The sequence below is a fragment of the Mesorhizobium sp. B2-3-11 genome (genome assembly GCF_006442215.1).
GTDB classification, from domain to species: Bacteria; Pseudomonadota; Alphaproteobacteria; order Rhizobiales; family Rhizobiaceae; genus Mesorhizobium; species Mesorhizobium salmacidum.
Genome location: NZ_VFVS01000012.1, coordinates 23253 through 49523 on the forward strand (window position 1 = coordinate 23253; position 26271 = coordinate 49523).

Annotated in this window: 19 protein-coding genes; 8 read left to right on the forward strand and 11 right to left on the reverse strand. The window is 64.8% G+C overall.

Annotation, left to right across the window (positions count from 1 at the left end; genetic code table 11):
• Nucleotides 1-14 precede the first annotated feature (14 nt).
• The 3 genes from FJ960_RS17340 (at nt 15) to FJ960_RS17350 (ending at nt 4349) form a co-directional block, all read left to right on the forward strand.
• Entirely contained in the window at nt 15-2387 is a 2373-nt protein-coding gene (locus tag FJ960_RS17340) for an aldehyde dehydrogenase family protein (RefSeq protein ID WP_140715553.1), read from the forward strand.
• A 173-nt stretch (nt 2388-2560) separates the two neighbouring features.
• Entirely contained in the window at nt 2561-3292 is a 732-nt protein-coding gene (locus FJ960_RS17345; protein WP_140715555.1) for an SDR family oxidoreductase, read from the forward strand.
• A gap of 211 nt (nt 3293-3503) precedes the next feature.
• Entirely contained in the window at nt 3504-4349 is an 846-nt protein-coding gene (locus FJ960_RS17350) for a fumarylacetoacetate hydrolase family protein (protein WP_140715557.1), read from the forward strand.
• 52 nt (nt 4350-4401) lie between these two features.
• On the opposite strand, the gene FJ960_RS17355 is transcribed toward FJ960_RS17350, so the two are convergent.
• The 6 genes from FJ960_RS17355 to FJ960_RS17385 all read right to left on the reverse strand — a co-directional run bounded on the left by FJ960_RS17355 (nt 4402) and on the right by FJ960_RS17385 (nt 10928).
• Nucleotides 4402-5400: an ABC transporter ATP-binding protein gene (locus FJ960_RS17355; RefSeq protein ID WP_140506929.1), complete on the reverse strand. Its 999-nt coding sequence runs from the start codon at nt 5398-5400 to the stop codon at nt 4402-4404.
• 220 nt (nt 5401-5620) lie between these two features.
• The gene (locus FJ960_RS17365) at nt 5621-6700 is read right to left on the reverse strand and encodes a Gfo/Idh/MocA family oxidoreductase (RefSeq protein ID WP_281405571.1); all 1080 of its coding nucleotides are present in this window, start codon (nt 6698-6700) and stop codon (nt 5621-5623) included.
• Nucleotides 6697-7536, reverse strand: a complete 840-nt coding sequence (locus FJ960_RS17370) for a carbohydrate ABC transporter permease (protein ID WP_027142496.1) — start codon at nt 7534-7536, stop codon at nt 6697-6699. Before FJ960_RS17370 ends, FJ960_RS17365 begins: the two co-directional genes overlap by 4 nt.
• A 10-nt stretch (nt 7537-7546) precedes the next feature.
• Entirely contained in the window at nt 7547-8476 is a 930-nt protein-coding gene (locus FJ960_RS17375) for a sugar ABC transporter permease (RefSeq protein ID WP_140506933.1), read from the reverse strand.
• A 230-nt stretch (nt 8477-8706) separates the two neighbouring features.
• Nucleotides 8707-9966, reverse strand: a complete 1260-nt coding sequence (locus FJ960_RS17380; protein ID WP_140715561.1) for an ABC transporter substrate-binding protein — start codon at nt 9964-9966, stop codon at nt 8707-8709.
• A gap of 47 nt (nt 9967-10013) precedes the next feature.
• A complete protein-coding gene (locus FJ960_RS17385; RefSeq protein WP_140715563.1) occupies nt 10014-10928 on the reverse strand; it encodes an N-acetylmuramic acid 6-phosphate etherase in 915 nt (304 codons plus the stop codon).
• A gap of 199 nt (nt 10929-11127) precedes the next feature.
• Between FJ960_RS17385 and FJ960_RS17390 the strand changes: the two genes are divergently transcribed.
• From FJ960_RS17390 to FJ960_RS17410, 5 genes are read left to right on the forward strand one after another with little or no spacing between them, the layout of a single operon-like run.
• A complete protein-coding gene (locus FJ960_RS17390) occupies nt 11128-12006 on the forward strand; it encodes an N-acetylglucosamine kinase (RefSeq protein ID WP_140715565.1) in 879 nt (292 codons plus the stop codon).
• Nucleotides 12003-12785 carry a GntR family transcriptional regulator gene (locus tag FJ960_RS17395; RefSeq protein ID WP_140715567.1) on the forward strand — a complete coding sequence of 261 codons (783 nt, stop codon included), beginning with the start codon at nt 12003-12005 and terminating at the stop codon, nt 12783-12785. Before FJ960_RS17390 ends, FJ960_RS17395 begins: the two co-directional genes overlap by 4 nt.
• On the forward strand, nt 12782-13816 hold the full coding sequence (locus tag FJ960_RS17400) for an SIS domain-containing protein (protein ID WP_140715569.1): 1035 nt from the start codon (nt 12782-12784) through the stop codon (nt 13814-13816). Before FJ960_RS17395 ends, FJ960_RS17400 begins: the two co-directional genes overlap by 4 nt.
• Nucleotides 13813-14985, forward strand: coding sequence for an N-acetylglucosamine-6-phosphate deacetylase (gene nagA, locus FJ960_RS17405; protein WP_140715571.1), 1173 nt, complete (start codon nt 13813-13815; stop codon nt 14983-14985). Before FJ960_RS17400 ends, nagA begins: the two co-directional genes overlap by 4 nt.
• 10 nt (nt 14986-14995) lie before the next feature.
• On the forward strand, nt 14996-16108 hold the full coding sequence (locus FJ960_RS17410) for an NAD(P)/FAD-dependent oxidoreductase (protein ID WP_140715573.1): 1113 nt from the start codon (nt 14996-14998) through the stop codon (nt 16106-16108).
• A gap of 37 nt (nt 16109-16145) precedes the next feature.
• On the opposite strand, the gene FJ960_RS17415 is transcribed toward FJ960_RS17410, so the two are convergent.
• The 5 genes from FJ960_RS17415 to FJ960_RS17435 form a co-directional block, all read right to left on the reverse strand.
• Nucleotides 16146-17672 (reverse strand): malonyl-CoA synthase, encoded by a 1527-nt coding sequence (locus FJ960_RS17415; RefSeq protein ID WP_140715575.1) that lies wholly within the window; start codon nt 17670-17672, stop codon nt 16146-16148.
• A 184-nt stretch (nt 17673-17856) separates the two neighbouring features.
• The gene (locus FJ960_RS17420) at nt 17857-18603 is read right to left on the reverse strand and encodes a GntR family transcriptional regulator (RefSeq protein ID WP_140506946.1); all 747 of its coding nucleotides are present in this window, start codon (nt 18601-18603) and stop codon (nt 17857-17859) included.
• A 389-nt stretch (nt 18604-18992) separates the two neighbouring features.
• The gene (rpe, locus tag FJ960_RS17425; RefSeq protein WP_140506948.1) at nt 18993-19670 is read right to left on the reverse strand and encodes a ribulose-phosphate 3-epimerase; all 678 of its coding nucleotides are present in this window, start codon (nt 19668-19670) and stop codon (nt 18993-18995) included.
• Nucleotides 19671-19892: 222 nt separating this feature from the next.
• On the reverse strand, nt 19893-23861 hold the full coding sequence (locus FJ960_RS17430) for a hypothetical protein (RefSeq protein ID WP_140715577.1): 3969 nt from the start codon (nt 23859-23861) through the stop codon (nt 19893-19895).
• A 10-nt stretch (nt 23862-23871) separates the two neighbouring features.
• A complete protein-coding gene (locus tag FJ960_RS17435) occupies nt 23872-25839 on the reverse strand; it encodes a hypothetical protein (RefSeq protein WP_140715579.1) in 1968 nt (655 codons plus the stop codon).
• Nucleotides 25840-26271 lie beyond the last annotated feature (432 nt).

Here is a 26271-nt window from a genome sequence, read left to right on the forward strand (position 1 = left end):
ATCTGGAGCGCTTCATGAACATTCTCGAACGCTATCACGCCATGGAATACGGCCCGGCGCCGGAAGCTCGTAATGAGGCGGACGCCTGGTTCGCGGCGCGCGATTTCGGCAAGGCGCTGTTCATCGGCGGCGATTGGAAGGCGGCGAGCGGCGGCAAGACCTTCGACACCAGCGAGCCATCTTCCGGCAAGCTGCTGGCCAAAGTCTCCGACGCCAATGCCGCCGATATTGACGCCGCGGTTTCCGCAGCAGCCAAGGCGCTGCCGAAATGGAGCGCCAGTTCCGGATACCAGCGCGCGAAAGTGCTCTACGCCATCGGCCGCGCCATGCAGCGCCACCAGCGCCTGTTCGCGGTGCTGGAGACAATCGACAACGGCAAGCCGATCCGCGAAAGCCGCGACATCGACGTGCCGCTGGCGATCCGCCATTTCATCCATCATGCCGGCTGGGCGCAGGCGCTGGACCGGGATTTTCCCGGCCACAAGGGTGTCGGCGTCGTCGGCCAGATCATCCCGTGGAACTTTCCGCTGCTGATGCTGGCCTGGAAGATCGCGCCGGCGCTTGCGGCGGGCTGTACCGTGGTGCTGAAGCCCGCCGAATTCACGCCACTCACCGCCATCTTGTTCGCCGAGATATGCGAACGCGCCGGTGTGCCGAAGGGCGTCGTCAATATAGTCCAGGGCGGTCCGGAAGCCGGTGCTGCGATCGTCAATCACCCCGGCATCCAGAAGATCGCCTTCACCGGCTCGTCCGAGGTCGGCAAGATCATCCGCAAGGCCACGGCGGGGTCAGGGAAAAAACTGTCGCTGGAACTCGGCGGCAAGTCGGCCTTCATCGTCTTCGAGGACGCCGATCTCGATAGCGCCGTGGAAGGGCTGGTCGACGGCATCTGGTTCAATCAGGGCCAGGTCTGCTGCGCCGGTTCGCGCCTGCTGGTGCAGGAAGGCATCGCCGACGCCTTGATCGCCAAGGTCAAGGTCAGGATGAGCCGACTGCGTGTCGGCAGCCCGCTCGACAAGAACACCGATATCGGCCCGCTGGTCGACCTGACCCAGCTCGACCGCGTCAAGGGACTGATCGCCGAGGGCGCCAGGCAGGGCGCCGTCTGCTGGCAGCCCGATGCAACGCTGCCGTCGTCGGGTTACTATCATCTGCCGACGCTCGCCACTGGCGTTTCGCCGGCTAATATCCTGGCGCGGGAAGAAGTGTTCGGGCCTGTGCTCGCCACCATGACCTTCCGCAACACCGAGGAAGCGATCGAGCTCGCCAACAACACGCGCTATGGCCTGGCGGCCTCGGTGTGGAGCGAGAACGTCAATCTTGCCCTCCATGTCGCACCGCAGCTGAAGGCCGGCGTGGTCTGGGTCAACGGCACCAACATGTTCGACGCCGCCTGCGGCTTCGGCGGCTATCGCGAAAGCGGCTTCGGCCGCGAAGGCGGGCGCGAGGGCATGTTCGAATATCTCGCGGCGAAACTGCCGCTCGGCCCGGTCATCAAACCGGCGACATCCTCCGCGCAGCCCGTCGAGCAGGCCGATGGCGTGGCAATCGACCGCACGGCAAAGCTGTTCATCGGCGGCAAGCAAGTGCGCCCCGACGGCAATTACTCGATTGCCGTCGCGACGGCCAAGGGCAAACTCGCCGGCGAAGTCGGGCTCGGCAGCCGCAAGGATATCCGCGATGCGGTTTCGGCCGCCCGCGCCTGCAAGAGCTGGCCGGAGGCGACCGCTTATAACAGGTCCCAGGTGCTTTATTACCTGGCCGAGAACCTTTCCGGCCGCGCAAGCGAGTTTGCCGCCCGCCTCACCGAACTAACCGGGGCCAATGCCAAGGCCGCGCGCGACGAGGTGGAGCTCTCGATCGAACGGCTGTTTCTCTATGCCGGCCTCGCCGACAAGTTCGAGGGCCGCGTCCACCAGCCGCCGGCCCGAGCCGTGACGCTGGCGCTGCATGAGCCGGTCGGTGTCGTCGGCATCGTCGCGCCGGACAATCAGCCCCTGCTCGGCTTCATCTCGCTGGTCGCGCCGGCGCTGGCCATGGGCAACACGGTGATCGCCGTGCCATCCGAGCGCTATCCGCTGCTCGCCACCGATCTCTATCAGGTCATCGAATATTCCGACGTGCCGGCCGGCGCCATCAACATCGTAACCGGCCGCAGCGCCGAACTTGCCGGCGTGCTGGCCAAGCACGACGACGTCGACGGGCTCTGGCTGTTCACTGACGCCGAGACCTGCGCCAAGGCGGAAGCCGACTCCATCGGCAACCTCAAGCGCGTCTGGAGCGGCAATGGCCGCAGCCTCGACTGGGCCTCGGAAGAAGCCGCCGGCGATGCCTTGCTGCGCCGCGCCATCGAGGTGAAGAATGTCTGGGTGCCTTACGGGGACTGATGTTTGCGGTTGGTGATCGCGTTCGGGCTTGACGCCCGAACATATGTTCTTTAACGAGAAAAAACATCTTTATCAGTGAACTGGCATAGGCCGGACGATCGCGCCTGACTGGCACATGACGCCTTCGCCGGCCGCCGATAAAGGCAATTGACCCAAGCAGGCGAGGAAAAGATATGGCGAATCTGGCAGGCAAGGTCGTTGTCATCACGGCGGCGGCGCAAGGCATCGGCAAGGCAAGCGCGCTGGCCTTCGCCAAGGCCGGCGCCACCGTCCATGCCACCGACATCAACGAGACGCTGCTGGCGGAACTCGCCAAGGCCTCCGGCATCAAGACCCGCAAGGTCGACGTGCTCAACGACGAGGCGGTCAATGCCGCCTTTGCCGAGATCGGCGCCGTCGATGTGCTGTTCAACTGCGCCGGTTTCGTCCATTCGGGCTCGATCCTGGAGATGAAGGACACCGATCTCGATTTCGCCTTCAATCTCAATGTACGCGCCATGATCCGCACCATCCGGGCGGTACTGCCCGGCATGCTGGAGCGCGGCGACGGATCGATCATCAACATGGCTTCGCTCGCGAGTTCGACCAAGGGCGTGCCGAACCGCTTCGCCTATGGCGTCACCAAGGCGGCGGTCATCGGCCTGACCAAGGCGGTCGCCGCCGACTATGTCGGCAAGGGCATACGCTGCAACGCCATTTGCCCCGGCACCGTCGAAAGCCCGTCGCTGCAGGACCGCATGCACGCCCAGGGCGATTACGACGCCGCCCGCGCCGCCTTCATCGCCCGCCAGCCGATGGGCCGGCTCGGCACGCCGGAGGAAATCGCCGATCTCGCTGTCTACCTGGCCGGAGCCACCTACACATCGGGTCAGGCCTATAATATCGACGGCGGCTGGTCGATCTGAGCGCCGTCTGGAGACAATCGCGGGTAACCGGACGATCGGACTTGATGAAGGATCGGGAAGTCTGAAAATCCCGCTCGCCGGCTGTCAAAACACGCTGTCCACGCTTGTCGTGAAGCAGGCCGGTGGCTACGGTCCGCCCGGTTCCAGAGGGGCTGATGCCTCGGCGGAGAGTTTGTAGAACGGCCACGAGGCCGCAATCAGGAGAAGATGCATGAAACTGCTGCGCTATGGCGAGATGGGGAGCGAACGTCCCGGCCTGCTCGATGCGGATGGAACGATCCGCGATCTCTCCGCCCATGTCGCCGATATTGCCGGCACCACGCTTCATCCGGCCTCGCTGGATATGCTGTCGAAGCTCGACGCGAAGTCGCTGCCGGTGGTTTCCGGCAAGCCGCGCCTTGGCGCCTGCGTTGCCGGCACCGGCAAGTTCATCTGCATCGGCCTCAACTATTCCGACCATGCCGCAGAAACCGGCGCCACCGTGCCGCCTGAGCCGATCATCTTCATGAAGGCAAGCTCGGCCATCGTCGGCCCGGACGACGACGTGCTGATCCCGCGTGGTTCCGAGAAGACCGACTGGGAAGTCGAGCTCGGCGTGATTATCGGCAGAAAAGCCAAATATGTCAGCGAAGCCGATGCGCTCGACTACGTCGCCGGCTATTGCGTCGCGCACGACGTGTCGGAACGCGCCTTCCAGGCCGAGCGTCAGGGCCAGTGGACGAAAGGCAAGAGCTGCGACACGTTCGGCCCGACCGGCCCGTGGCTGGTGACCAAGGACGAAGTGGCCGACCCGCACAACCTTAAAATGTGGCTGACGGTCAACGGCAAGACGATGCAGAACGGCTCGACCAGGACCATGGTCTATGGCGTTGCCTATCTCGTCTCCTATCTTAGCCAGTTCATGTCGCTGCACCCCGGCGACATTATTTCGACAGGCACCCCGCCCGGCGTCGGCCTCGGCATGAAGCCGCCAGTGTTCTTGAAGGCCGGCGATGTGGTGGAGCTGGGTATTGAGGGGCTGGGACAGCAGAAGCAGACGTTCAGGGCTGACGTTTAAGCGCGCCCTTGCCTTCTCCCACAGGGGAGAAGGCAAGAAGCGTTGGCGCGTCCTACTTCAGCACCTTCCCATCCGGCCCAAACCGATACGTCTTCGCCGGATCGGGCGTCGTATAAAGCGTGGCGCCGGGTTCGGCGTCGTAGACACCGAAAATCCGCACGGTGATCAGGCCGGCCTTCTCGCAATCCAGATAAAGATTGGTGTCGGCGCCGAGATGCTCGGCATGGACGACAGTGCCCTTCCAGGCGCCGGATTTCGGATCGACGGTCAGGTGCTCGGGCCGCACGCCGATGGTCTTGGCTGTCTCGCCGAGCCGGGCGCCGTCGACGAAATTCATCTTCGGCGAGCCTATGAAGCCGGCGACAAACTCGTTTGCCGGCGAATTGTAGAGCTCCATCGGGCCGCCGATCTGCTCGATTCGGCCCGCATTGAGCACAACGATTTTGTCGGCGAGCGTCATCGCCTCGACCTGGTCGTGGGTGACATAGATCATCGTCGCCTTGAGCCGGCGATGCAGCTGCGCTATTTCCAGCCGTGTGTTGACGCGCAACGCCGCATCGAGGTTCGACAAGGGCTCGTCGAACAGGAACAGTTTTGGCTCGCGCACCACGGCGCGGCCGATGGCGACGCGCTGGCGCTGGCCGCCGGAGAGTTCCGCCGGCCGCCTTTCGAGATAAGGTTCCAGCGACAGCATGGACGAGGCAACACCGATGCGGCGGTCGATTTCCGCCGCCGGCGTGTTAGCCTGCTTGAGGCCGAGGCCCATATTGTTCTTCACCGTCAGATGCGGATAAAGCGCATAGGTCTGGAACACCATGGCGATGCCGCGTTTTGCCGGCGGCGTGACGGAGACGTCGTCGCCATCGATCAGCACCCGGCCCGAGGTCGAATCCTCCAGCCCGGCGATGACGCGGAGCAAGGTCGACTTGCCGCAGCCCGAAGGCCCGACAAAGACAACGAACTCGCCGTCCGTCACTTCGAGGTCGATGCCCTTCAGCACCTCGACCGGCCCAAAGGCCTTCTTCACGTTCTCGATCTTCAACGAGCCCACGGCAGTCCTCCAAATTGATGCGTGGGCGCGAAAGCACCCCCCTCTGGCCTGCCGGCCATCTCCCCCTCAAGAAAGGAGATTGGCAGCGTCGACCCAGGCTTTCTTCTTGCAATGTTGGTGATTGGCGAAGGCAACCGAGACAGTCGATCTCCCCCCTTGAGGGGAAGATGTCCGGTAGGACAGAGGGGGGCGCCGTAGGGCGCTGACGACGACAGCCTGGTCACAGTCGCACCGCCTTGCCGCTGCGCACGCTCTCGTCGGCGGCAAGGCAGACGGCGAGCGACCGCACCGCGTCGTCCATGTGTCTGGTGAGATCGATGTCCTCGCGGATTGCCTTGAGGACAAAAGCCTGTTCGAGATCGCAGAGATCCTGATGACCGGGTTCGCCTTCCATCGACAGCATCTCGTCCGGCCTGGCGAATTTGCCGTCCGGCCCGGTCGCGGCGCTGTGCAGACGGATGGTCGAAGTCTTGGTGTGGGTGTCGATATCGTCGGACCTCACGCCCTCCTTCATGACGATCGACACGCAGCCCTTGGGCGACATGACATCCTTCACGAAGAAGGCTGTCTCGGAAATCATCGGACCCCAGCCGGCCTCGTACCAGCCGACCGAGCCGTCATCGAACAGCACCTGCAGATGGCCGTAATTGTACATGGAGGGCGCCACCTCGTCGGTCAGCCGCACGCCCATGCCACGCACCTCGACCGGTTTGGCGTCGGTGATCTGCAGCATGACGTCGAGATAGTGCACGCCGCAATCGACGATCGGCGATGTCGTCCGCATCAACTGCTTGTGCGTCTCCCAGGTATGCCCCGAGGATTGCTGATTGAGGTTCATGCGGAACACGTAAGGACCGCCGAGCTTGCGCGCCTCGGCGATCAGCCTGATCCAGGACGGGTGATGGCGCAGGATGTAGCCGATCACCAGTTTCTTGCCATTGGCCTTGGCTGCGGCGACGACGCGCTTGGCGTCCGCCACCGTCGTTGCCAGCGGCTTTTCGACGAAGACATGGCAGCCGGCCTCGAACGCCTTTACCGCATAATCGGCATGGCTGTCCGAATAGGTGGCGACGCAGGCGACGTCGGGTTTTTCCTCGCGCAGGGCGTCGTCGAATGAGCGCCTGATGCCATAGCCGGACAGCCCTCCAGGCAACGGCACGTCGGAGCGATTGACCAGCGCCGCGATCTGAAAACCCGGATTGGTGTGATAGGCCAGCGCATGGCTGCGGCCCATATTGCCGAGGCCGGCGACGATTACTCGGAGGGGATTTGGGACGCGAAGGGGTGATTCTGAACTCACTTGACGGCTCCGGAAGTAATGCCGCGGATCAGCTGCCGCGAGAAGATGACGTAGAGGATCAGCACCGGCAGGATCGCCAGCGAGAGCGCGGCTAGGATGGCGTTCCAGTTGGTGACGAATTGGCCGAGGAAAAGCTGGGCGCCGAGCGTCACCGTCTTGGTCTCTTCCGACGGCGCCAGGATCAGCGGGAACCACAGATCGTTCCAGATCGGAATCATGGTGAAGACGGCGACCGTCGCCATCGACGGCCGCACCAGCGGCACCACCAGGCGGAAGAAGATGGTGTATTCGGACAGGCCGTCGATGCGGCCGGCGTTCTTCAGGTCGTCGGAGACCTGCTTCATGAATTCGGACAGGATGAAGACGGCCAGCGGCAGGCCTTGCGCGGTGTAGACCAGGATCAGCGCCGTCAGCGTGTTGACCAGCCCGCTCGCCACCATCAATTGCAGGATGGCGACGGTGGCGAGGCGGATCGGGATCATGATGCCGAGCGCCAGGTAAAGCCCCATCAGCGTGTTGCCGCGAAAGCGGTACTCCGACAGCGCGAAGGCAGCCATGGCGCCGAACAGCAGTACGAAGAACAGCGAGCCGACGGTGACGACGAGACTGTTCTGGAAATAATGGATGAAGTCACCCTGGCCGATCACCGTGGTGTAGCCGATCATGTCGAAGGTTTTCGGCGTCGGCGGCGTCAGCGGCGCGCCGAAGATGCCGGCGCGCGACTTGAACGAATTCATGATGACCAGAACCACCGGGAAAAGCGCGATAGCCGTGTAGGTCAGCAGAATCGCGTGGGCGCCGATGGTGCGCGGGAGTGAACGGGTGGCGATGCTCATCTCTTGCCCCTCAGAACTGGTAGCGACGCAGGCGCGTCTGGATGAGGAAGAGGTAGACGCAGACACCGCCGAGGATGATCAGGAACATGATCGTGGCGATGGTCGCGCCCATGTTGGGGTCGCCGACCTGCAGCTGGAAGCCGAAGAAGGCGCGGTAGAGGAAGGTGCCGAGGATATCGGTCGAATAGTTCGGCCCGGCGAGCGCGCCTTGCGCGGTGTAGATCAGGTCGAAGGCGTTGAAATTGCCGACGAAGGTGAGGATCGAGATGATGCCGATCGAGGGCAGGATCAGCGGCAACTTGATCTTCCAGAACTGCGACAGGCCGGTGATGCCATCACATTCGGCGGCCTCGATCACCTCTTCGGGGATCGACAGCAGCGCTGCATAGATCAGCATCATCGGGATGCCGATGAACTGCCACACGGAGATCAGGCTGAGTGCGGTCAGCGCGTACTGCTCCTTGCCGAGCCACGGCGTGAACAGGCTCTTCAGGCCGACGAAGTCGAGCAGATGCGGCGCCACGCCCCACAGCGGCGACAGGATCAGCTTCCAGGCGAAGCCGACGATGACGAAGGACAGGATGGTCGGCACGAAGATCGCGGTTCGATAGAAGGCCGAGAACCGGAGCTTCGGGCTGGACAGGAGCGCGGCCAAAAGCACGCCGACCGGGTTTTGCACCAGCATGTGGATGATGAAGAACCAGACGTTGTTGCGCAGCGCGTTCCAGAAATTCACCGACCAGTTCGGGTCGCCGAACAAAGTGCGGAAATTGTCCAGGCCGACGAAGATCTGGGACTGGTCGACGTTGCGGAACAGCGAAAGCTGCAGCGTGCCGGCCAGCGGCAGGATCATGATTGCCGTATAGACCAGCACCGCCGGCGCCAGGAAGACGGCGATATGCCAGCGGAACGGTCTTTTCGGTCGTGTTTGTGCGGCCATGAGTTCGGTCCCCGCCGTCTCTCGGTTCCAGACGATGTGATGCTAGATGATGCCTCGATGCATGACCCAACCTTGCCCGGCGCGGCAAGACAAGGCCTGCGACTGATCAGCTAGCCTTCCCCAACAAGAGCAAGGGTAAGGCCGTGAGGCAGAGCCGACAATCGCAATATGGAACAGGATAATCCGGAACCGGCCGGGCACGCGCCCAGCCGGCTCCGTTGCCTGAGCTCTTACTTGGCCGGCTTATACCAGCTGTCGAGGCCGGTCTGCAGCTTCTTGGCCGCGGCTTCGGGCGTATCAGTGCCGTTGATGACGTTGGCCGATTCAACCCAGGTCTCGTTTTCGAGGTTCGGCGTGCCGCGCGACAGGATCTGGTAGGTCGAGCGGATCGTCGACTTGCACTTGCCGCGCCAGGAGACGAATTCCTGTGCCAGCGGGTCCTGCATCTTCACCGGTGCGGAGTTCAGGCTGAAGAAGCCCGGCAGCGCGTTGGCGTAGATGGTGGCGAAGTCAGGCGAGGCCACCCAGGACAGGAAGGTCTTGGCCGCGTCCGCATGCTTGGAAGCCGCATTCAAGCCCATGCCGATATCGGTATGGTCGGAGACGTAGCAGGTGTCGCCGGCCTTCTCGACCGGCGGCGGGAAGGCGCCCATCTTGAACTGGGCCTGCGTGTTGAACAGGCCGATTTCCCACGAGCCGGCCGGGTAGATGGCGGCGCGGCCGAGCGTGAACAGGTTCTGGCTGTCCGGATAGGTCTGGGCTTCGAAGCCGTCGCCGAGATAAGGCTTCCACTTGGCCAGTTCCTCAAAGGGAGCGACCCAATCCTTGTCGGTCAGCTTCTGATCGCCCTTGATCAGCGCCTTGCGGCCGTCCTCGCCCTTCCAGTAGTTGGGGCCGATGTTCTGGTAGCCCATGGTCGCGGCTTCCCAGAGGTCCTTGGTGCCCATCGCCATCGGGATGTAGGTGCCGTCAGCCTTGATCTTGTCGAGCGCGGCGAAGAACTCGTCGCGGGTCTGCGGCACCTTGATGCCGAGCTTGTCGAACGCGTCCTTGTTGTAGATGAAGCCGTGGATGACCGACGCCATCGGCACGCAGAAGCTCGCCTTGCCGTCATCGGTCTGCCAGGCGGACTTGGCGACGGGCGAGAAGTTTTCCATGCCGGGCAGCGCGGAGAGATCGGCAAGGTTGCCCTTCTTGAACAGTTCGAGCGATTTGTCGAAGGGGCGACAGGTGATCAGGTCGCCCGCCGAACCGGCGGCGAGCTTGGCGCCGAGCGCGGCGTCATATTCGGTCGGAGCCGAGGGGGCGAACACCACCTTGATGCCGGGGTTCTTGGCTTCGAAGGCCGGGATCAGCTTGTCCTTCCAGATGGCAAGGTCGTCGCCGCGCCAGCTTTCGATGTTGAGCGTTACGTCCTCGGCGTGAGCCAATCCGGCCGAGCCGAGAATGCTTGTGCCCAGAAGCAGTGCCGTCAGTAGTTTCGTTGTCATGCTCATTCTCCCTGTTGACCTTTTTCAGGTTCGGTTTTGATGAGAACCTAGGCTTTGGAGCCCTTGTTCCCCTCGATCGCGGAAAGGGCTGGCCGCAGCTTATGGCCTGTCCGTTCCAGTATCTTCTGCGCCGCGTCGGCGCTGTCGGCGCCGGCGGCGAGCAGAATGGCGGTCTTGACCGCGCCGCCGCTCTTTTCGAGCAGGCTGGCGGCCTCTTCGTGGCCGCGGCCGCTGACGGCGGCAACGATGCGCGCCGCCCGGTCGCGCAGCTTCATGTTGTCGGCCATGAGGTTGACCATGTAGCCGTCATGGACATGGCCAAGATGAATGGCGGTCAGCGTCGACAGCATGTTGAGAGCGATCTTCTGCGCCGTGCCGGCGCCCATGCGGGTCGAGCCGGCGATGACTTCCGGCGGCGTTTCGAGCAGGATGGCGGTGTCGGCCTGCCGGAGCAGAGCCGAGTCCCTGTTGTTGGCGATGCCGATGGTGGCGGCACCCCGGCGCCGCGCGTCCTCGATGGCGCGCACCGCATAGGGCGTCGTGCCGCTGGCGGAAAGAGCGATCAGGCAATCGCCCGCGCCGATGCCGGCATTGGCGACCGCGGTCGACGCCTCCTCGGTATCATCCTCGGGCCCGCCGGCCAGCGTCCTGAAGGCTTCGTCGCCGCCGGCGATCAGAATGGCGATGCGGTCGCGCTGGATGCCGAACGTGCCGGGCAGTTCCAGCGCGTCGGCCAGCGCCATCAGGCCGGAGCTGCCGGCCGCGGCATAGGCAAGCTTGCCGCCGCTGCTCAGGCAGCCGGCGATGATCTCGGCTGCCCTGGCTATGGAGGGAATGGCGTTGCGGACGGCCTTCGCGGCCTCGACCTGGGCATCGGCCAGCGAGCCGAGGATCGCTTCGGGAGCCTGGATATCCAGCCCCTCGGCATTCCCATGCAGCGCTTCGGTGCGCGTTTCGGCCATCCCAGTTCCTCCAATCCACAAAACAATACCAAAAAAATACCACTTGTCCACACGCATTAACGAATTCGTGGACAGGAAATCGCTGAGCCGACGAATTGCCCAGTTTTCTCAATCAACTGCGGCTTAATCTTTTTGAAGCGGAAATTAACCCTTGGCTATTGGTATTTTATTGGTATTATCCGCCCGGAGGAGAAATCGCGTGAAATTCGTGCTCGGCATCGATGGCGGCGGCACCAGCTGCAGGGCCGCACTGGCTACAGCGGAGGGCGTTGTCGTCGGCCGCGCCAAAAGCGGCGCCGCCAATATCCGCACCGACCTCACCGGCGCCCGTTCGAACATCGTCGATGCGGCGCGGCAGGCTTTTATCGCCGCCGGGCAAGATCCCGAGCTCATCCCGCAAACACCGGCCATTCTCGGCCTTGCCGGCGCCAATGTCGGCACCTACCGGCAGCAGCTCGAGGCGGTCCTGCCGTTCAGCACCAGCCGCGTCGAGACCGATGCGGAAATCGCGCTCGAAGGCGCGGTCGGTTCAGGTGACGGCGCGATGGCGATTCTTGGCACCGGCACAGCCTATATGGCGCGCAAGGATGGCAAATCTCGTGCCATCGGCGGCTGGGGATTCCAGGTCGGCGACCAGGGCAGCGGCGCCCGCATCGGCCGCGACCTCCTGGAACAGACATTGCTCGCGCATGATGGCGTGCGCCAGGCCTCGCCGCTGACCGACAGCATGATGGCCGTTTTCCGCAACAATCCCGAGGACGTGGTCGAATTCACCACCAACGCCAAACCAGGCGATTTCGGCGGCTTCGCGCCGAAAGTGTTCGAACACGCGCAAAAAGGCGACATGGTCGCCAACTGGATCCTCGACAAGGCGGTCGCCGATGTCGAGGCCTCGCTCGGCGCGCTCGAGCTCGCGGCCGGAGCGCCGCTCTGCCTGCTCGGCGGACTGGCACCGCTCTACGCGCCGCGCCTGTCGGCGCGCTACCGCGCCCTGCTGAAGGAACCGCTCGACGATGCGCTAGGCGGTGCGGTGCAGATGGCGGCGCGTCTGTTCGCCAGGACGGAGGCCGCACGATGAGCGATGCCGCCGACCAGATCTTCGCCGCGCTCAAACAATCCTCGCAAAGCGGTGCGCCGCTTTATCTGCAGCTGCGCAAAAGCATCGAGGACGTCGTCAATCGCGGGCTGATCGGCCCGGGCGACGCGCTGCCTTCCGAGCGCGACATCGCCACCAAGGCCGACATTTCGCGCGTCACCGTGCGCAAGGCGGTGCAGGACCTGGTCAAGGGCGGCATATTGGTGCAGCGGCACGGCTCCGGCACCTTCGTGGCGCCGCGCATGGAACGCGTCGAGCAGTCGCTTTCGCGGCTGACCTCCTTCACCGAGGACATGGCGCGGCGCGGCATGGCGGTGCGCTCGGCCTGGCTCGACCGCGGCCTCTACGCGCCGTCGCCCGACGAGATGATGGTGCTCGGCCTGTCGTCGAACGAGCTGGTGGCGCGCGTGGCGCGCCTGCGCATCGCCAACGACACGCCGCTGGCGATCGAACGCGCCTCGCTCTCGGCCAGCGTGCTGCCCGACCCGGCCGGCATTGGCTCCTCGCTCTACGCGGCACTGGAACTGACCGGCAACCGGCCGGTGCGCGCCGTGCAGCGCATCTCCGCCGCCAATCTCGGCGATGGCGATGCGCGCCTGCTCGAAGTGCCGCCAGGCATTGCCGGCCTGCACATCGAGCGTATTTCTTATCTGGCGAGCGGCAAGGTGATCGAGTTCACCCGCTCCATCTACCGGGGCGACGCCTATGATTTCGTCGCCGAGCTGCGGCTGACAGGGCCAAGCGAAGAGGGCCGACCATGATTGCCAACACCACTCATATGCAGCGCGAGATCGAGGAGATCCCGCAGGCGGTGGCTCGCCTGCTCGACGGCTCGGGAGCGGTGCTGGCCGAAGCCGGGCGCGGCATCAGGGAACGCGACCCGCATTTCGTCGTCACCGTGGCACGTGGCTCGTCCGACCATGCCGCCACCTTCATGAAATATGCCGTCGAGCTGACCGCGGGCCTTGCCGTCGCCTCGGTCGGGCCCTCCATCGCCTCGATCTACGGCCGCAAGCTCCGGCTTGACGGCTCGGCTTGCCTGGCGATCTCGCAATCGGGCAAGAGTCCCGACATCGTCGCCATGGCCGAAACCGCCCGGGCCGGCGGCGCGCTGACCATCGCGGTAACCAACACCGCTGATTCGCCGCTCGCACGGGCCTCGGATTTCGCCATCGACATCCTGGCCGGCCCCGAGCGCAGCGTCGCGGCAACCAAGACCTTCATCAACTCCGCCGTTGCCGGGCTCGCCCTGATGGCGCATTCGACCGGCGACGAAGCGCTTCTCGCGGCACTTGCCCGCCTGCCCGAGCATTTCGGCAAGGCGATCGCTTGCGACTGGATGAGCGTTCTGGCCGAAACGATCGAGAAGCAGAAATCGCTGTTCATCCTTGGCCGAGGGCCGTCGGCGGCAATGGCCAACGAAGCGGCGCTGAAGTTCAAGGAGACCTGCGGCATACATGCCGAGGCCTACAGCGCGGCCGAAGTCATGCACGGTCCGCTGGCGCTGATCGGCCCCGACTTTCCGGTGCTGGCGCTGGCCGCGCGCGACGCGTCCGAGCCATCCGTCGCCGAAGCCGCCGACAGCCTGGCGGCCAAGGGCGCGCCGGTGTTCGTCACCTCGGCACTCGCCAATCGTGCCACGCGCCTGCCGCATGTCGCCACCGGTCACCCGCTGACCGATCCGCTGACGCTGATCGTCTCCTTCTACATGTTCGTCGAGGCCTTTGCCCGGCATCGCGGCCTCGATCCGGACGCACCACGGAACCTTCGCAAGGTGACGGAGACCGTATGAGCGATCGTTTTGCCCTGACCGGCGCCCGCATTTTCGACGGCGACGACTGGCACGAAGGCGCAGCCCTTGTCGTGCGCAACGGCCTCGTCGAAGCCATGCTGCCGCAAGGCGCCCTTCCCGGGGATATCCGCGCCATCGACACCGGTGGCGGCATGCTGGTGCCGGGCTTTGTCGATATCCAGGTCAATGGCGGCGGCGGGGTGATGCTCAACGACCATCCCGACGTCGCCTCGATCGAAACCATCTGCCGCGCGCACGCGCCGTTCGGCACGACGGCGCTGCTGCCGACGCTGATCACCGACACGCCCGCAATCACCGCCGCCGCGATCGCCGCCGGCGAAGCGGCAGCGCTGCAGAAGGTGCCGGGTTTTCTCGGCCTGCATCTGGAAGGTCCGCATCTGTCGATCGCCCGCAAGGGCGCTCACGATCCGGCGCTGATCCGGCCGATGACGGACGCCGACCAGGCCATGCTGATCGCGGCACGCCAGAAGCTGCCGGTGCTGCTCACCACGATCGCGCCGGAATCCGTCGACGCGGCCCGCGTCAGGGCGTTGGCCAAGGCCGGGATCATCGTCAGCCTCGGCCATTCGGACACGGGCCATGCCACGGCAAAAGCCTTCGCCGAGGCCGGCGCCAGCGTCGTTACCCACCTCTTCAACGCGATGAGCCAGATCGGCAATCGCGAGCCCGGACTGGCGGGCGCGGCCATCGACATCGGTACCTTGTCGGCCGGGCTGATCGCCGACGGCATCCATGTCCATCCGGCCACGATCAGGATCGCGCTCGATGCCAAGCAGGGACCGGGCAGGATCGTGCTGGTCACCGACGCGATGGCGACCATCGGCACCGATATGAGCTCGTTCACGCTCAACGGCCGCACCATCTACCGCAAGGACGGGAGCCTCAGGCTTGCCGACGGCACGCTGGCTGGCGCCGACCTCGACATGATCTCTGCAATCCGGTTCATGCACCGCACCGTTGGGCTCGAGCTGTCCGAAGCCCTGCGCATGGCCTCGCTCTATCCGGCGCAGGCGATCGACCAGTCGCACCGGCTTGGCCGCTTCGCCAAGGGCACGGCGGCGGACATCGTTGCGCTGTCGGACGATCTTGGCATAGGAAGCGTCTGGATCGGCGGCGACAAGGTGTTCGAGGCTGTCGCTCCCCGCTGAGAGCGAGGCCATGCGGACAATCGATTGTGTCGTCGCCGGAGCAGGCGTCGTCGGGCTGGCCATTGCCAGGGCGCTTGCCTTGCCGGGCCGCGAGGTGGTGGTGATCGAAAAGGCCGACGCGATCGGTACGGTCACCAGTTCACGCAATTCGGAAGTCATCCATGCCGGGCTCCATTATGCGCCTGGCAGCCTGAAGGCCCGGCTGTGCGTCGAAGGCCGCCGGCTTCTCTACGCCTACTGCGCCGAACACGATATCGCCCATCGCCGCGCCGGCAAGCTGATCGTCGCCAGCGAGCCCGGCCAGGCGGACAGGTTGCGGGCGATCGAGGCCAATGCGAAGCGCTGCGGGGTCGACGATCTCCAGCTTTTGACGCGCGGCGAGGCCGAGCGCCTGGAACCGGCGCTGACCTGTGCCTCCGCGCTGCTGTCGCCATCGACCGGCATCATAGACAGCCATACGCTGATGTTGTCGCTGCGCGGCGACGCCGAAGCGGCCGGCGCGTCCTTTGCGTTCCTCACTTGCGTTGCCGGAGCGGCGATCGAAGCCGACGCGATCCGGATCGACACGCGCGATGCCAATGGCGAGACCTTCGCCTTGGAGGCCGGCGCTTTCGTCAACGCCACAGGCCTCGACGCGCAGGCGGTGGCCAGCCGGATCGACGGTTTCCCAAGGAGGCTCGTCCCCCGGCAGTGGCTGGCGCGCGGCAATTATTTCGCGCTTCCGGGGCGGTCGCCGTTTTCGCGCCTGATCTATCCGGTTCCGGTCGAAGGCGGCCTCGGCATCCACCTGACGCTCGACCTCGCCGGCAATGCGCGCTTTGGCCCCGACGTCGAATGGATCGACAGCGTGGATTACACGGTCGACCCCGGCCGAAGCGCTGTCTTCCACGAGGCGATCCGCCGCTATTGGCCTGATCTTGCGGGTGACGCGCTGCAGCCGGCCTATGCCGGCATCAGGCCGAAGCTGTCCGGCCCGGGTCAAGCTTCAGCCGATTTCATGATCCAGGGTCCAGCCGATCATGGGGCGAGCCAGATCGTCAATCTGTTCGGCATCGAGAGCCCCGGCCTGACGGCGAGCCTGGCGATCGCCGACCATGTCGTCGAACTCTTGTACCCGACCTGAACCGGCACGTCGCGCCGGGCCGGAGCGGGACATCTGCTTAGCCGACTTTGGTTGAGGCGTAGAGATCCTTGTAGCTGTCGCGAAGCAAGTTCTTCTGCACCTTGCCCATCGTGTTGCGCGGCAGTTCGTCGACGAAGATCACCCGTTTCGGGTGCTTGTACTTCGCCATACGGCCGGTGATGGCGTCGAGGATTTCGGCCGCGGTGATCCGCGACGCGGGCGAGCGCACGACGACAGCGGTGACGCCTTCGCCGAAGTCCGGATGGGCAAGGCCAATGACAGCGCTCTCCAGGACGCCGTCGAGCGCGTCGATCTCGCTTTCGAGCTCCTTCGGATAGACGTTGTAACCGCCTGAGATAATCAGGTCCTTGCCGCGACCGACGATGTGGACATAGCCGCCGGCATCGATCATGCCGAGATCACCGGTGATGAAGAAGCCGTCGGCGCGGAATTCCGCCCTGGTCTTTTCCGGCATGCGCCAGTAGCCGCCGAACACGTTGGGACCCTTGACCTCGATCATGCCGACCTCGCCCTGGCCAAGAGGCTTGCCGGAATCGGGATCGGCAATGCGCAGCGATACGCCAGGCAAGGGGAAGCCGACCGTGCCGGCGCGCCGCTCGCCCTCATAGGGGTTGGACGTGTTCATGTTGGTCTCGGTCATGCCATAGCGCTCGAGGATGGCGTGGCCGGTACGCTCGCTCCAGGCCTTGTGCGTTTCGGCCAGCAGCGGCGCGGAACCGGATACGAACAGGCGGATGTTTTTCGCCGCCTCGCGATCCAGCCCCTCCTGTTGCAGCAGCCTGGTGTAGAAGGTCGGTACGCCCATCAGCGCGGTGGCGCGCGGCAGCAGCGAGACGATGCGGCCCGCGTCGAATTTCTGCTCGAACAGCATCGAGGCGCCGGCCATCAAGACGACATTGGTGGCGACGAACAGGCCGTGCGTGTGGAAGATCGGCAGCGCGTGGATCAGCACGTCGTCCCTGGTAAAGCGCCATTGCTCGACCAGCACCCGCGCGTTCGAGGCGAGGTTCTCGTGGCTGAGCATGGCGCCTTTCGAGCGGCCGGTCGTTCCCGACGTGTAGAGGATCGCTGCAAGGTCGTCGCCGCCGCGCTCGACATCGTGGAAATCGGAGGACTGGCGCGATGCCTGGTCCGCAAGGGATCCCCGGCCATTGCGGTCGAGCGTGACCACCACGGCACCGGACGGGTCGACCATCCCACGGATATCCGCCGACCGTGCCGGATCGCAGACGATGACCCGGGGTGCCGCATCGTGGAAGAAATAGCCGAGCTCGGCCAGCGTGTAGGCGGTGTTGAGCGGCAGGAAGACAGCACCGGTGCGCACACAGGCGAGATAGAGCAAAACCATCTCCGGGCTCTTCTCCACCTGCACGGCGACCCGGTCGCCGGGCGCGACGTCCATTTGCAGGAGCGCATGCGCGAACTGCGCCGACCGCGCCAGCATGTCGCCATAGGTGAGCGAGCGTCCATCATCGGTTTCCATCAACAGATGCCCAGGCGCTGGCATCCGGGACCGGAACGCATCGAACAGATGATTGCTCATGAAATCTTCCTGGGTGACGGCAATTGGGGGGGTGACGGTAATTGGGGGTGACGGCAATGTCGACGCCGGCTGTGGGTCGGCACGCGGGGAAGCGTTCGCGTTTCCCGGCCCGGCCGTCAAGCCGCAGACGGCTGCCGGCCCTGCCGAAGAGATCCGTCAGCAGAGCGCGCCGATCAAACAGCCGTCAACGGTGGGCGCGCTGGCTCGGACCGGCGGCGACCTGTGGTGCCTCGCCTTGCTTGAAGCGTTCCATGCACATGGCGGCGGTCAGCTGGTAGTGATCGATCAGGGCCTGGACGGCGCCATCCGCGTTTCCGTCCAGCGCATTTTCAGCAATCAGCCGGTGTTCGGCGAAATCGTCGCGCTGGATCCTCTCGCCGTCATTGGCCATCTGGCGATAGCGGTAGGCGTGATCGGACAGCTGGTCGCAGAAGCCCACCAGCCAGTGCGACCGGCAGGCCGAGATCAGCACCCGATGGAAAGTGCGATGCAATTTCTCCCAGTCCGGATTGAGCGACGAGGTACTTTGCGGCGAAAGCCGTGAGGCGCGCCCCAGGCGATGCAGCGCCAGCACCAATTGTTCTTCCCATTCGGCGGTGCGGTGGGCGATCGATTCGCGCAGCGCCCGCTCCTCGAGCCAGCAGCGGGTGCGCGTCAGCTCCTCGAGTTCGGCCGCACTGACCGGCATGATGAAGAAGCCGCGCTGGTCATGGCGGCCGAGGAGACCTTCGGAGGCAAGGCGATTGAGAGCTTCGCGAACCGGAGAGGCACCGGCGCCATATTTGGAAACGACCCACTCGACGCGCAGCTTGCTTTCGGCTTCCAGAGCGCCGCCGAGAAGATCATCACGCAATTGATGATAGACCGTGCTGGCAAGCGTACTCTTGGCGCCCGTGCCGTCGTCGTTCAGATTGGCAGCTCCATATGTCAAAGCGACTCCTTGTCCCCAACTGTCGTCTTGGGCAATTCGAGTCAGAAATTCCCCTCTGTACATGTACCATACAGCGCCACGCTTCCGCCGCTCAAGCAGAAGATCGCGTTATTGTACTTTAGAACAAAGAAATATACCCAATCGGCGCGCCGATCGCGGGAATTCGAATATCTCTACAACCAGCAGAACCTTAAAGCGTTTTGTATGCACGCATGGCCATCTGTTTCTTGTGTCCCCATGCGAGCATCTTTTCTGCCGCGCGCAAAGACAGTCGCGGTTTGGTCGGTTCAGGCCTTCTGCACGGATTTGATTCGGCCCGGACGCTGAGGGGCCACTCTCGGCACCACGTTCTTGGTCCACCGAAATTGAAAACCGGTCGATCGGCTGCGTTAGCCGGCGGCCTCGTCGGCCGCGGTCCTGATCGCCTCGATGTTGGCGCGGTACGCTTCGACGCTGCCGCCCCTGAAGATGGCGGCACCGGCCACCAGCACGTCGGCGCCGGCAGATGTGACCAGCGGCGCGGTTTCCGGCGAGACGCCGCCGTCGATCTCGATGCGGATCGGCCGGTCGCCGATCAATGCCTTGACCCTTTTCACCTTGTCGACCATTGCCGGGATGAAGGCCTGCCCGCCGAAACCCGGATTGACGGTCATGATCAGGATCAGGTCGAGCCGGTCGAGCACATATTCGACGGCGCTTTCCGGCGTCGCCGGATTGAGTGAGACGCCGGCCTTCTTACCGAGATTCCTGATGGTCTGCAGCGAGCGGTCGAGATGCGGTCCGGCCTCGGCATGCACCGTCATGCCGTCGCAGCCGGCCTCGGCGAAGGCGGCGAGGTAGGGGTCGGCGGGCGCGATCATCAGGTGGCAGTCGAAAAAGGCCTGGGTGCGGTTGCGGATCGCCTTGATGACAGGCGGGCCGAAGGTGATGTTCGGCACGAAGTGCCCGTCCATCACGTCGAGATGGATCCAGTCGGCACCGGCCGCCGCCACCGCCTCGACCTCGTCACCGAGCTTCGAGAAATCCGATGCCAGCACCGACGGTGCGATCAAGGTTTTTTTGCTCATCTCGCGGCCTTTCCTGGCGCCCTTTCCATACGGACGCCCCGAACCGACTGCCTAAAGCGCTCCCGGCGACTTGTCGAGGGCGCAAGTACAGCGGTTCCACAGGGAGGTAACGTCGCGGCGCTCGCCGATCCTGTTGCCGTCAATCACCGCCTGACCTGGTCACAAAGAAAAACCCGCCGGATTGCTCCGGCGGATGGTTCTCGTTTGGCGTCGCGCGGATGGTTACTGCTGCTGGAGTTTCAGGACCCTGTTTGGAACCGGATCCTGTTGCTGGTCGATCTGTTGCCTGCGCCGCGGCAGCAATTGCAGCAGCTGACCCGGATCGATTTCCAGCGACGGCTGCCCGCGTATCGGCCTGCAGTTCGGGTACCGCCCGATCGTACCCTCCGGGCAGTGTCGCCTGAAGATCGGCTGGCACTGGCCGTTGACCATCTGCGAGCCCGGCGCGCATTCGCTCTCTTGCCTGGGCTTGCGGCATGCGCCGTCGATCACCTCGGTCCCACGCGGACAGACGCATTCGCCGCGCTTGTTGTGGACCTGGCCGCGTATGTCGCACTGCTGCATGTCAGGCTGCTTGCGCCGGCAGGCATTGCCTTGCACCTCCGTACCCCTCGGGCAGACGCAATTGCCGTCGGAGTCATGGACCTGGCCACGAATGGTGCACTGGTCAGGCTGCGGCCGGATCGGACGGCAGGCGCCGTTGCGCACCTCGGTGCCTTGCGGGCAGACGCAGTCCCCGTCCGCGTTGTGGACCTGGCCACGGATGCTGCACTGCTCGGGCTTCGGCCTGATCGGGCGACAGGCGCCGTCGCGCACCTCGGTGCCTTGCGGGCAGACGCAGTCCCCGTCCGCATTGTGGACCTGGCCACGGATGCGGCACTGCTCGGGCTTCGGCCTGATCGGGCGACAGGCGCCGTTGCGCACCTCGGTGCCTTGCGGGCAGACACAGTCGCCGTCGGCATTGCGGAACTGGCCAGGGATGCGGCACTGCTGTGGTTTTGGCCGGATCTGACGGCAGGCGCCGTCCCGCACCTCGGTGCCGCGCGGGCAGACACAGTCGCCGTCGGCGTCGTGGACCTGACCACGGATGGTGCACTGCTCGGGCTTGTCGGTCCTGACGCATTTTCCGTTCTCCAGCTCCGTGCCGCGCGGGCAGACGCAATGTCCGTCCTCGGTGCGGATCTGGCCTTCGAGCAGCACGCAGCGCGGCGGCGGTGGCAACGGCAGAACATTGGTGCCGCCGCCCGTGCACTGGCCGTTGCGGAAGGTGGTGCCTTCCGGGCAGGCGCAGCGGCCGGCGTCGTTCATGACAAAGCCCGGCGAGCACTCATTCTTCACCTCATGCGTGATGATGAACGGATGGCACGCATAGGCCTTGCCGCGATCGCCCTGGACGTTGGTTGCATCCTTGGACAGGACGTCGGCGCCGCCCTGTACCCGTGTGTCGGGAGAGAGCACGCCAACGCAGTTCTGGCCATTGACGTTGCCCTGCTGATTGGCAAGACGCCCGTCGTCGGGGATGACCACTGTCACACGGTGCGACTGGCTTTCGCCGGCGCCGAGGGTCAGGTTGGCGATGCAGGAGGCCGGCAAGGCCGTCGGTTCCGGCGAGCAGCCGAAGGGCGGGTCGATCGAGGTGATCGCAACGCCTTCCAGTCGGCCAAGCCCCTCCACCCCGATCGCATCACCGATGCGGACCGGACCCGAGAAGGGGCTCGTCCCGTCATTTGTGACGGTAATGTCGAACGAACAGGGCCGGCCGAGCCTGCATTCGCGGTCGCCGGTCTTCTCGACACGGATGGTCGAGGAGCCGCCGCCCTTGGCGCAGGCCTGGCCGATCGGATAGACGACGTCGTCGCCCTGCGCCGGGCCATAGGAGCCCCGTGCGCAGTTCTCGAACTCGCCATTGGCCGAAACCGTCACATCGAAGTGCCTGGAGGTTCCGGGCGTCATGACGGCGCCGGGAATCTGGCACGACAGAGTGTTGGCCGGGACCGGTCCGCACGCCCATTCCGCACCGTCAGGGGTGACGGTCTGGATCTGCACGGGCGCTCCGCCCGACACCAGCGTGGCGGCATCGTTGACCCGCACCGGACCGGTGGGGGCAGCCGTGCCGACGCTGCTGACGGTGATGCGGCAGGAAACCAGTGCCGCACCAGCCAGCGACCCGTTGCACACCTTGGTGATGCGCAATGTCGGCTGGCCGCCATTGGGGTGGCGGATGCGTTCCTTGGCGCAGGCCCTGTTGTTGGTGAGATCGACCTCACCGGGGATGGCCTTCACCTCGGCGCAGTTCTCGACCATGTCCGACCGATAGCTGGCCGGCACCACCGCCTTGACGAAGATCGGCGTCGAAGCGCCCGCAGGCAGCGAGATGCCGGCATGGTCGCAGCGGAACTGGCCGGGGCCGTTCGGGCCGCAGGTCCAGGGCGGGCTCGGTCCGAAGGTCGAGGACGTCGGCGCGCCGCTTGGGTAATTGTCGATCACCGTCAGCGGTCCGTTATAGGTCGATGTGCCGTTGTTGATGATGTCGATGATGAAGGTGCAGACGCCATCGGCGGTGCAGACTTCGGTGCGGGCACGCTTCTTGAGGATCAGGTCCACCTTCTTCTCGACCGGCGGCTGGCAATCCGGGTTGCGGTCGCCGCGGCGGCAGATCGGGATCGACGCGCAGCCCCGGTCATTGGCCTGGCTGCCGAAAAGCGGCTTGCCGCTGGCGCCGTAATTATAGGTGGCGCAGTTGCGCAGCACGCTACCTTGCCAGCCTCCGGCCGGCCTGAAGCCGAGCTTGAGGTCGACAAAGGCCCCCGGATTGAGCGTGGTCACCGGGTAGGTGCACGTCATGGGGGTGGTTCCCGGCGCGCAGACCCAGGGCGGATTGGGCCCTGAACTCAGCGTCGAGCCGGCCGGCAGCGTCACCTCGTCGAGCACGATCTTGCCGTTGTAGGGCCCCGTGCCGACATTGGTGACCCGGATGGTGAAGTCGCAGCCGCCGGCCATGGTACAGCGTGTGACGTCGGCATGCTTTTCAACCTTGAGGTCCGGTTCCTTGTCCCTAGGTGGGCACCTCTGGTCACGCGGGATGACGATGTCGATGGTTTGCGTGCAGCACAGGCCCCAGCCCTCCTTCGGTCCGGCATAGGTCTCGATGCCGGTGACGATGAGGTGGATGACGTCGCCGGGTGACGCGCCGACGATCTTCCAGTTGAGCACCCCGCCGCCCGCCGGCACCTTCTGGGTGTCGGGGATGATGGTGATGCCTGATGAGGTCGTCGACACCTGCGCCCACTTGCCGCCCATCTCCGGGCCGACAGGCATGTGATAGATGAAAGCACCACCGCCGGGCACGCAGTCGACCGTGCCGCGCTCGACCTTGAAGCACTCATGGTCGGTTGGGGGCGGAGGTTGCTTGTCGCATTTGGTGAGGTCGATCCGGATCGAGGTCTTTTCGCCGGTCGCGATGTTGCCATCGTCCGGCTTGCCCGGATCCTGCGAGGGGATGATGGTTCCCGTGCCGATGCCGCCGGTGACCTTGATCAGGCCCTGATTGTCGACATTGGCCGGCGCTGGAAACGCGGCGTGGTCGATCTTGGCCGTGATGCGGAAGGTGATGACGCGTTCGTTCAGTGCCCCCGAGCCATCCAGATCGCTGGCGGACATCCGGAAATCGGAAACCGTTGCCGTATCGTTGGGTCCGGCCGAATTGCTGATGGCGGCGGCAGGCAAAGGCCCACCCGACGCATCGGTGCCGTCGCCGGAGACCGTCACGTTGACGATGGAAAGACCGTGCGGAAGCTGGTCCTTGAACTCGAGCTGGGCTTTCTTCAGCGCCGCCTCGAGGCCCGGATCGGCAAAGCCCTGCGGATTGCCGCGCAGGCCGAAGGTCAAGGTGTAGAAGACATAGTCGCAGCTGCGCTGGCCGCCGGTCTTGGTGAAGAACGGCACGACACGTCCGGGCTCCGGATTGATGATGCGCGGATTGTCGAGCTGCAACGGCTGCACATCTGGGCTGGTGACAGCCTGGACGGTCTGGGAGGCGGATGCCGGCAGTGCGGGCGCAAGGGCGACCGCGATACCGGCCGCCATCAACCAGCGCGCACCGCGCCTGGCATATGACAGGGGGTTCATGATCGTCTCCATGACGGCTTTTTGCGTTTGGGTCGCGAGCGGAGATGGGGCAAGACTGTTCATCTTCGCCTCCTCAACGTTCGCAGCTGACGGCTGGGGTCCGGAGCGGCAAGGTCATCTTGCAGCAAGGGTAGTAGCCACCCTTGTCCTTGTCGGACTTCCTGTAGAAGCAAAGTCCAACATCCACTCTGTCGCCCGGATAGTGGCCGGTGATGTCGATCGTGTACGGCTTGCCCGGCGCATGCGACATGGGTGAGGTCACCCCGACGCCTGGCGTCCTGGACTGGGCCTTGATCGAATCGCCGCCGAAGCCGGCATGGTCATGGAGATAGAGATCGGCCTCGAGGCCATGCGGCGTGCAGAAATACCGCACGTCCTCGACATCGAGACACGGAGGCAGATTGCCGGGCGGTGGGAAGTCCGGCGGGTAGAAGGGGGGCTCATAGCCGCCCGGTATTTCCTCATAATAGCCGGCACGGCCCTCGCAGGGGCGCCAGACGGCGACGTCGCCGACATGGCCTTCCACTTCAGGATCCTCGAAATAGCCGTCGAAATCGACGAACCAGGAGCCGAAGGGCGGCACGTTGGCCGGTTTGACGAGGTCCTTGGGCGTGATCTGCACGCCATGGACGGCAAGCGGCCCGCCGGCAGCGAGCTTTTCGGCGAGCTCGGGGTTGTCGCGCAATTTGTCGCCGGTGTTGACCAAGGTCTGGGTGCAGACCGAGGTGTCGAGATTGCCGTCGGCGTCGTAGCCGTATTGCAGGTCGAGGCCGCCGGCCGACTGCCTGTTGCCTTGCGGGAAGCCGACCGCATATTCCTGCGGCGCTTCCACCCAGATCGATTCCGTCGAGGGATCGTCGAGGTTTTCCCTGAAGTAGCGGATGACCTCGCCCTTGCCGGAATCGGCGAAGCGGCTGTAGTCGTAGCGGTTTTCGGTCGGGCCGCGTTGCGCAAGGTACATGAAGCCGCTGTTGTCGAAGGCGATGTCGGTGACGGCGTAGTCCTTGTCGGCCTTGACCGTCAGTTCCCAACGCGGATCGCCGGCGAAGGTGCCGTCGCGGGCAATGCCCACCGACCAGATTTCAGACTTTTCGCCGACCGAATAGTAGAGCCGGCCGCCATGATAGGAGACGGCCCAGACGCGGCGCTCGTCCTGGGTGTAGCCCCAGGTCTCGGCGTCTTCGGTGTCGAAGGCGGCGCCCTGTATGTCCATCACCGCGCCATCGTCGGCGACGGGAGCCAGCCCATGCGCCGGTCGCCCTGCGACGCCATGATCGAAGGTGTCGATCGGTCCGCCGTCGGCGTCGATGCGATGGATCAGGCCGGTGTCGAGGTCGGAGGCGAAGAACTGGCGATGGACGGGATCGAAGGTGAGGTTGCCGATGCCGGGACCGGTGTTGGTGTCGATGTCGGCGAATTTGGCGACCTGGCCGGTGATGCCGTCGATCTTCCAGATGGTACCTGGTCCGCCGCCGTTTTCGGTGCCGAACTGGCCCTCCATGAAAGTGGCGCCCGCCGTGCCGCGGCGCTGCCGCTCCGGCCTGCCGTCCTTGTCGGCGTCCGGGGTGACGATCTCGACGCCATGCAGCGAGGTGGCGGCGGCATAGAGGTTGGGAATGCCCGATGGCACACCGTCGCGCACGCCGTCATCATAGGCGAGGCCGAACACCTCGCCGATCTGGCCTGATGTCACCTCGAAAGGCGGCGGCGTGAAGACGAGCTGGCCGGAGGCCGGGCCGCCCAGGTGCGAAACATCGAACACGCGCAAGCTGGCGCGCGAAGTGTCGATGAAGGTCTCGTCGACCGGATCGACGCCGGGCGGCAGGCCCTCGTCGAAATTCGGGATGATGGTGCCGGGAAAGCCGGTGACCGCCATCGAGCCGGGATAAATGATCTGGGTTTCCTGCGCCTGGGCGGCGCCTCCAAGCCACAGGCTGGCGGCAAGTGCCAGCACCAGCAAGCCGCTGCCTGCATGCGCAGCTCGTCGCAAGCCGCCGGCAAAATGGAGAGAAGACACAAACGTGCCGTGGACGCGAGACATGAAGCTACCCCCGTTAGCCACGGGAGAAACACCCGGCATCGCCGCGCAAATCAGGGCAAGGCGCGGTGGTCCGGCACGTTCTTCCCTGATCGAATTGTCTGCTTTCCTCATAGTCACGATACGCCTGCTCCTGCGCAGGGTCAACGGAATCAGCGGAAAGCCCAGCGCATCGACCCCGTCCCGAAGGCGGTGGTCGCGCCGAGCTCCTGTTGGTCCCGGAGACCATGGAGTCTCTGGGTTGCTGGTCATGGGGGCTTCCTTTCCGGGGCCGCACCATGCGGCACCTGGACATCAGTCGCGGGCGGAGGTGGAAAGGTTCATGGAAGCCTTGCGCAGAATGCTTGCGCGCGATGCCGCCTGTTCTTATATACGCGCCAAGCCGTGCGGCGCCGGAGAACCGGTGGCCGGACGGGATTTCTTGTGAACAGGGGC

Excerpts from the sequence above, each read along its gene's own strand:
- FJ960_RS17340 (WP_140715553.1), top strand. The coding sequence starts at position 15 with ATGAACATTCTCGAACGCTATCACGCCATGGAATACGGCCCGGCGCCG.
- FJ960_RS17345 (WP_140715555.1), top strand. The coding sequence starts at position 2,561 with ATGGCGAATCTGGCAGGCAAGGTCGTTGTCATCACGGCGGCGGCGCAA.
- FJ960_RS17350 (WP_140715557.1), top strand. The coding sequence starts at position 3,504 with ATGAAACTGCTGCGCTATGGCGAGATGGGGAGCGAACGTCCCGGCCTG.
- FJ960_RS17370 (WP_027142496.1), bottom strand. The coding sequence starts at position 7,536 with ATGAGCATCGCCACCCGTTCACTCCCGCGCACCATCGGCGCCCACGCG.
- FJ960_RS17375 (WP_140506933.1), bottom strand. The coding sequence starts at position 8,476 with ATGGCCGCACAAACACGACCGAAAAGACCGTTCCGCTGGCATATCGCC.
- FJ960_RS17380 (WP_140715561.1), bottom strand. The coding sequence starts at position 9,966 with ATGACAACGAAACTACTGACGGCACTGCTTCTGGGCACAAGCATTCTC.
- FJ960_RS17385 (WP_140715563.1), bottom strand. The coding sequence starts at position 10,928 with ATGGCCGAAACGCGCACCGAAGCGCTGCATGGGAATGCCGAGGGGCTG.
- FJ960_RS17395 (WP_140715567.1), top strand. The coding sequence starts at position 12,003 with ATGAGCGATGCCGCCGACCAGATCTTCGCCGCGCTCAAACAATCCTCG.
- FJ960_RS17400 (WP_140715569.1), top strand. The coding sequence starts at position 12,782 with ATGATTGCCAACACCACTCATATGCAGCGCGAGATCGAGGAGATCCCG.
- nagA (WP_140715571.1), top strand. The coding sequence starts at position 13,813 with ATGAGCGATCGTTTTGCCCTGACCGGCGCCCGCATTTTCGACGGCGAC.
- FJ960_RS17410 (WP_140715573.1), top strand. The coding sequence starts at position 14,996 with ATGCGGACAATCGATTGTGTCGTCGCCGGAGCAGGCGTCGTCGGGCTG.
- FJ960_RS17415 (WP_140715575.1), bottom strand. The coding sequence starts at position 17,672 with ATGAGCAATCATCTGTTCGATGCGTTCCGGTCCCGGATGCCAGCGCCT.
- rpe (WP_140506948.1), bottom strand. The coding sequence starts at position 19,670 with ATGAGCAAAAAAACCTTGATCGCACCGTCGGTGCTGGCATCGGATTTC.
- FJ960_RS17430 (WP_140715577.1), bottom strand. The coding sequence starts at position 23,861 with ATGAACAGTCTTGCCCCATCTCCGCTCGCGACCCAAACGCAAAAAGCC.
- FJ960_RS17435 (WP_140715579.1), bottom strand. The coding sequence starts at position 25,839 with ATGTCTCGCGTCCACGGCACGTTTGTGTCTTCTCTCCATTTTGCCGGC.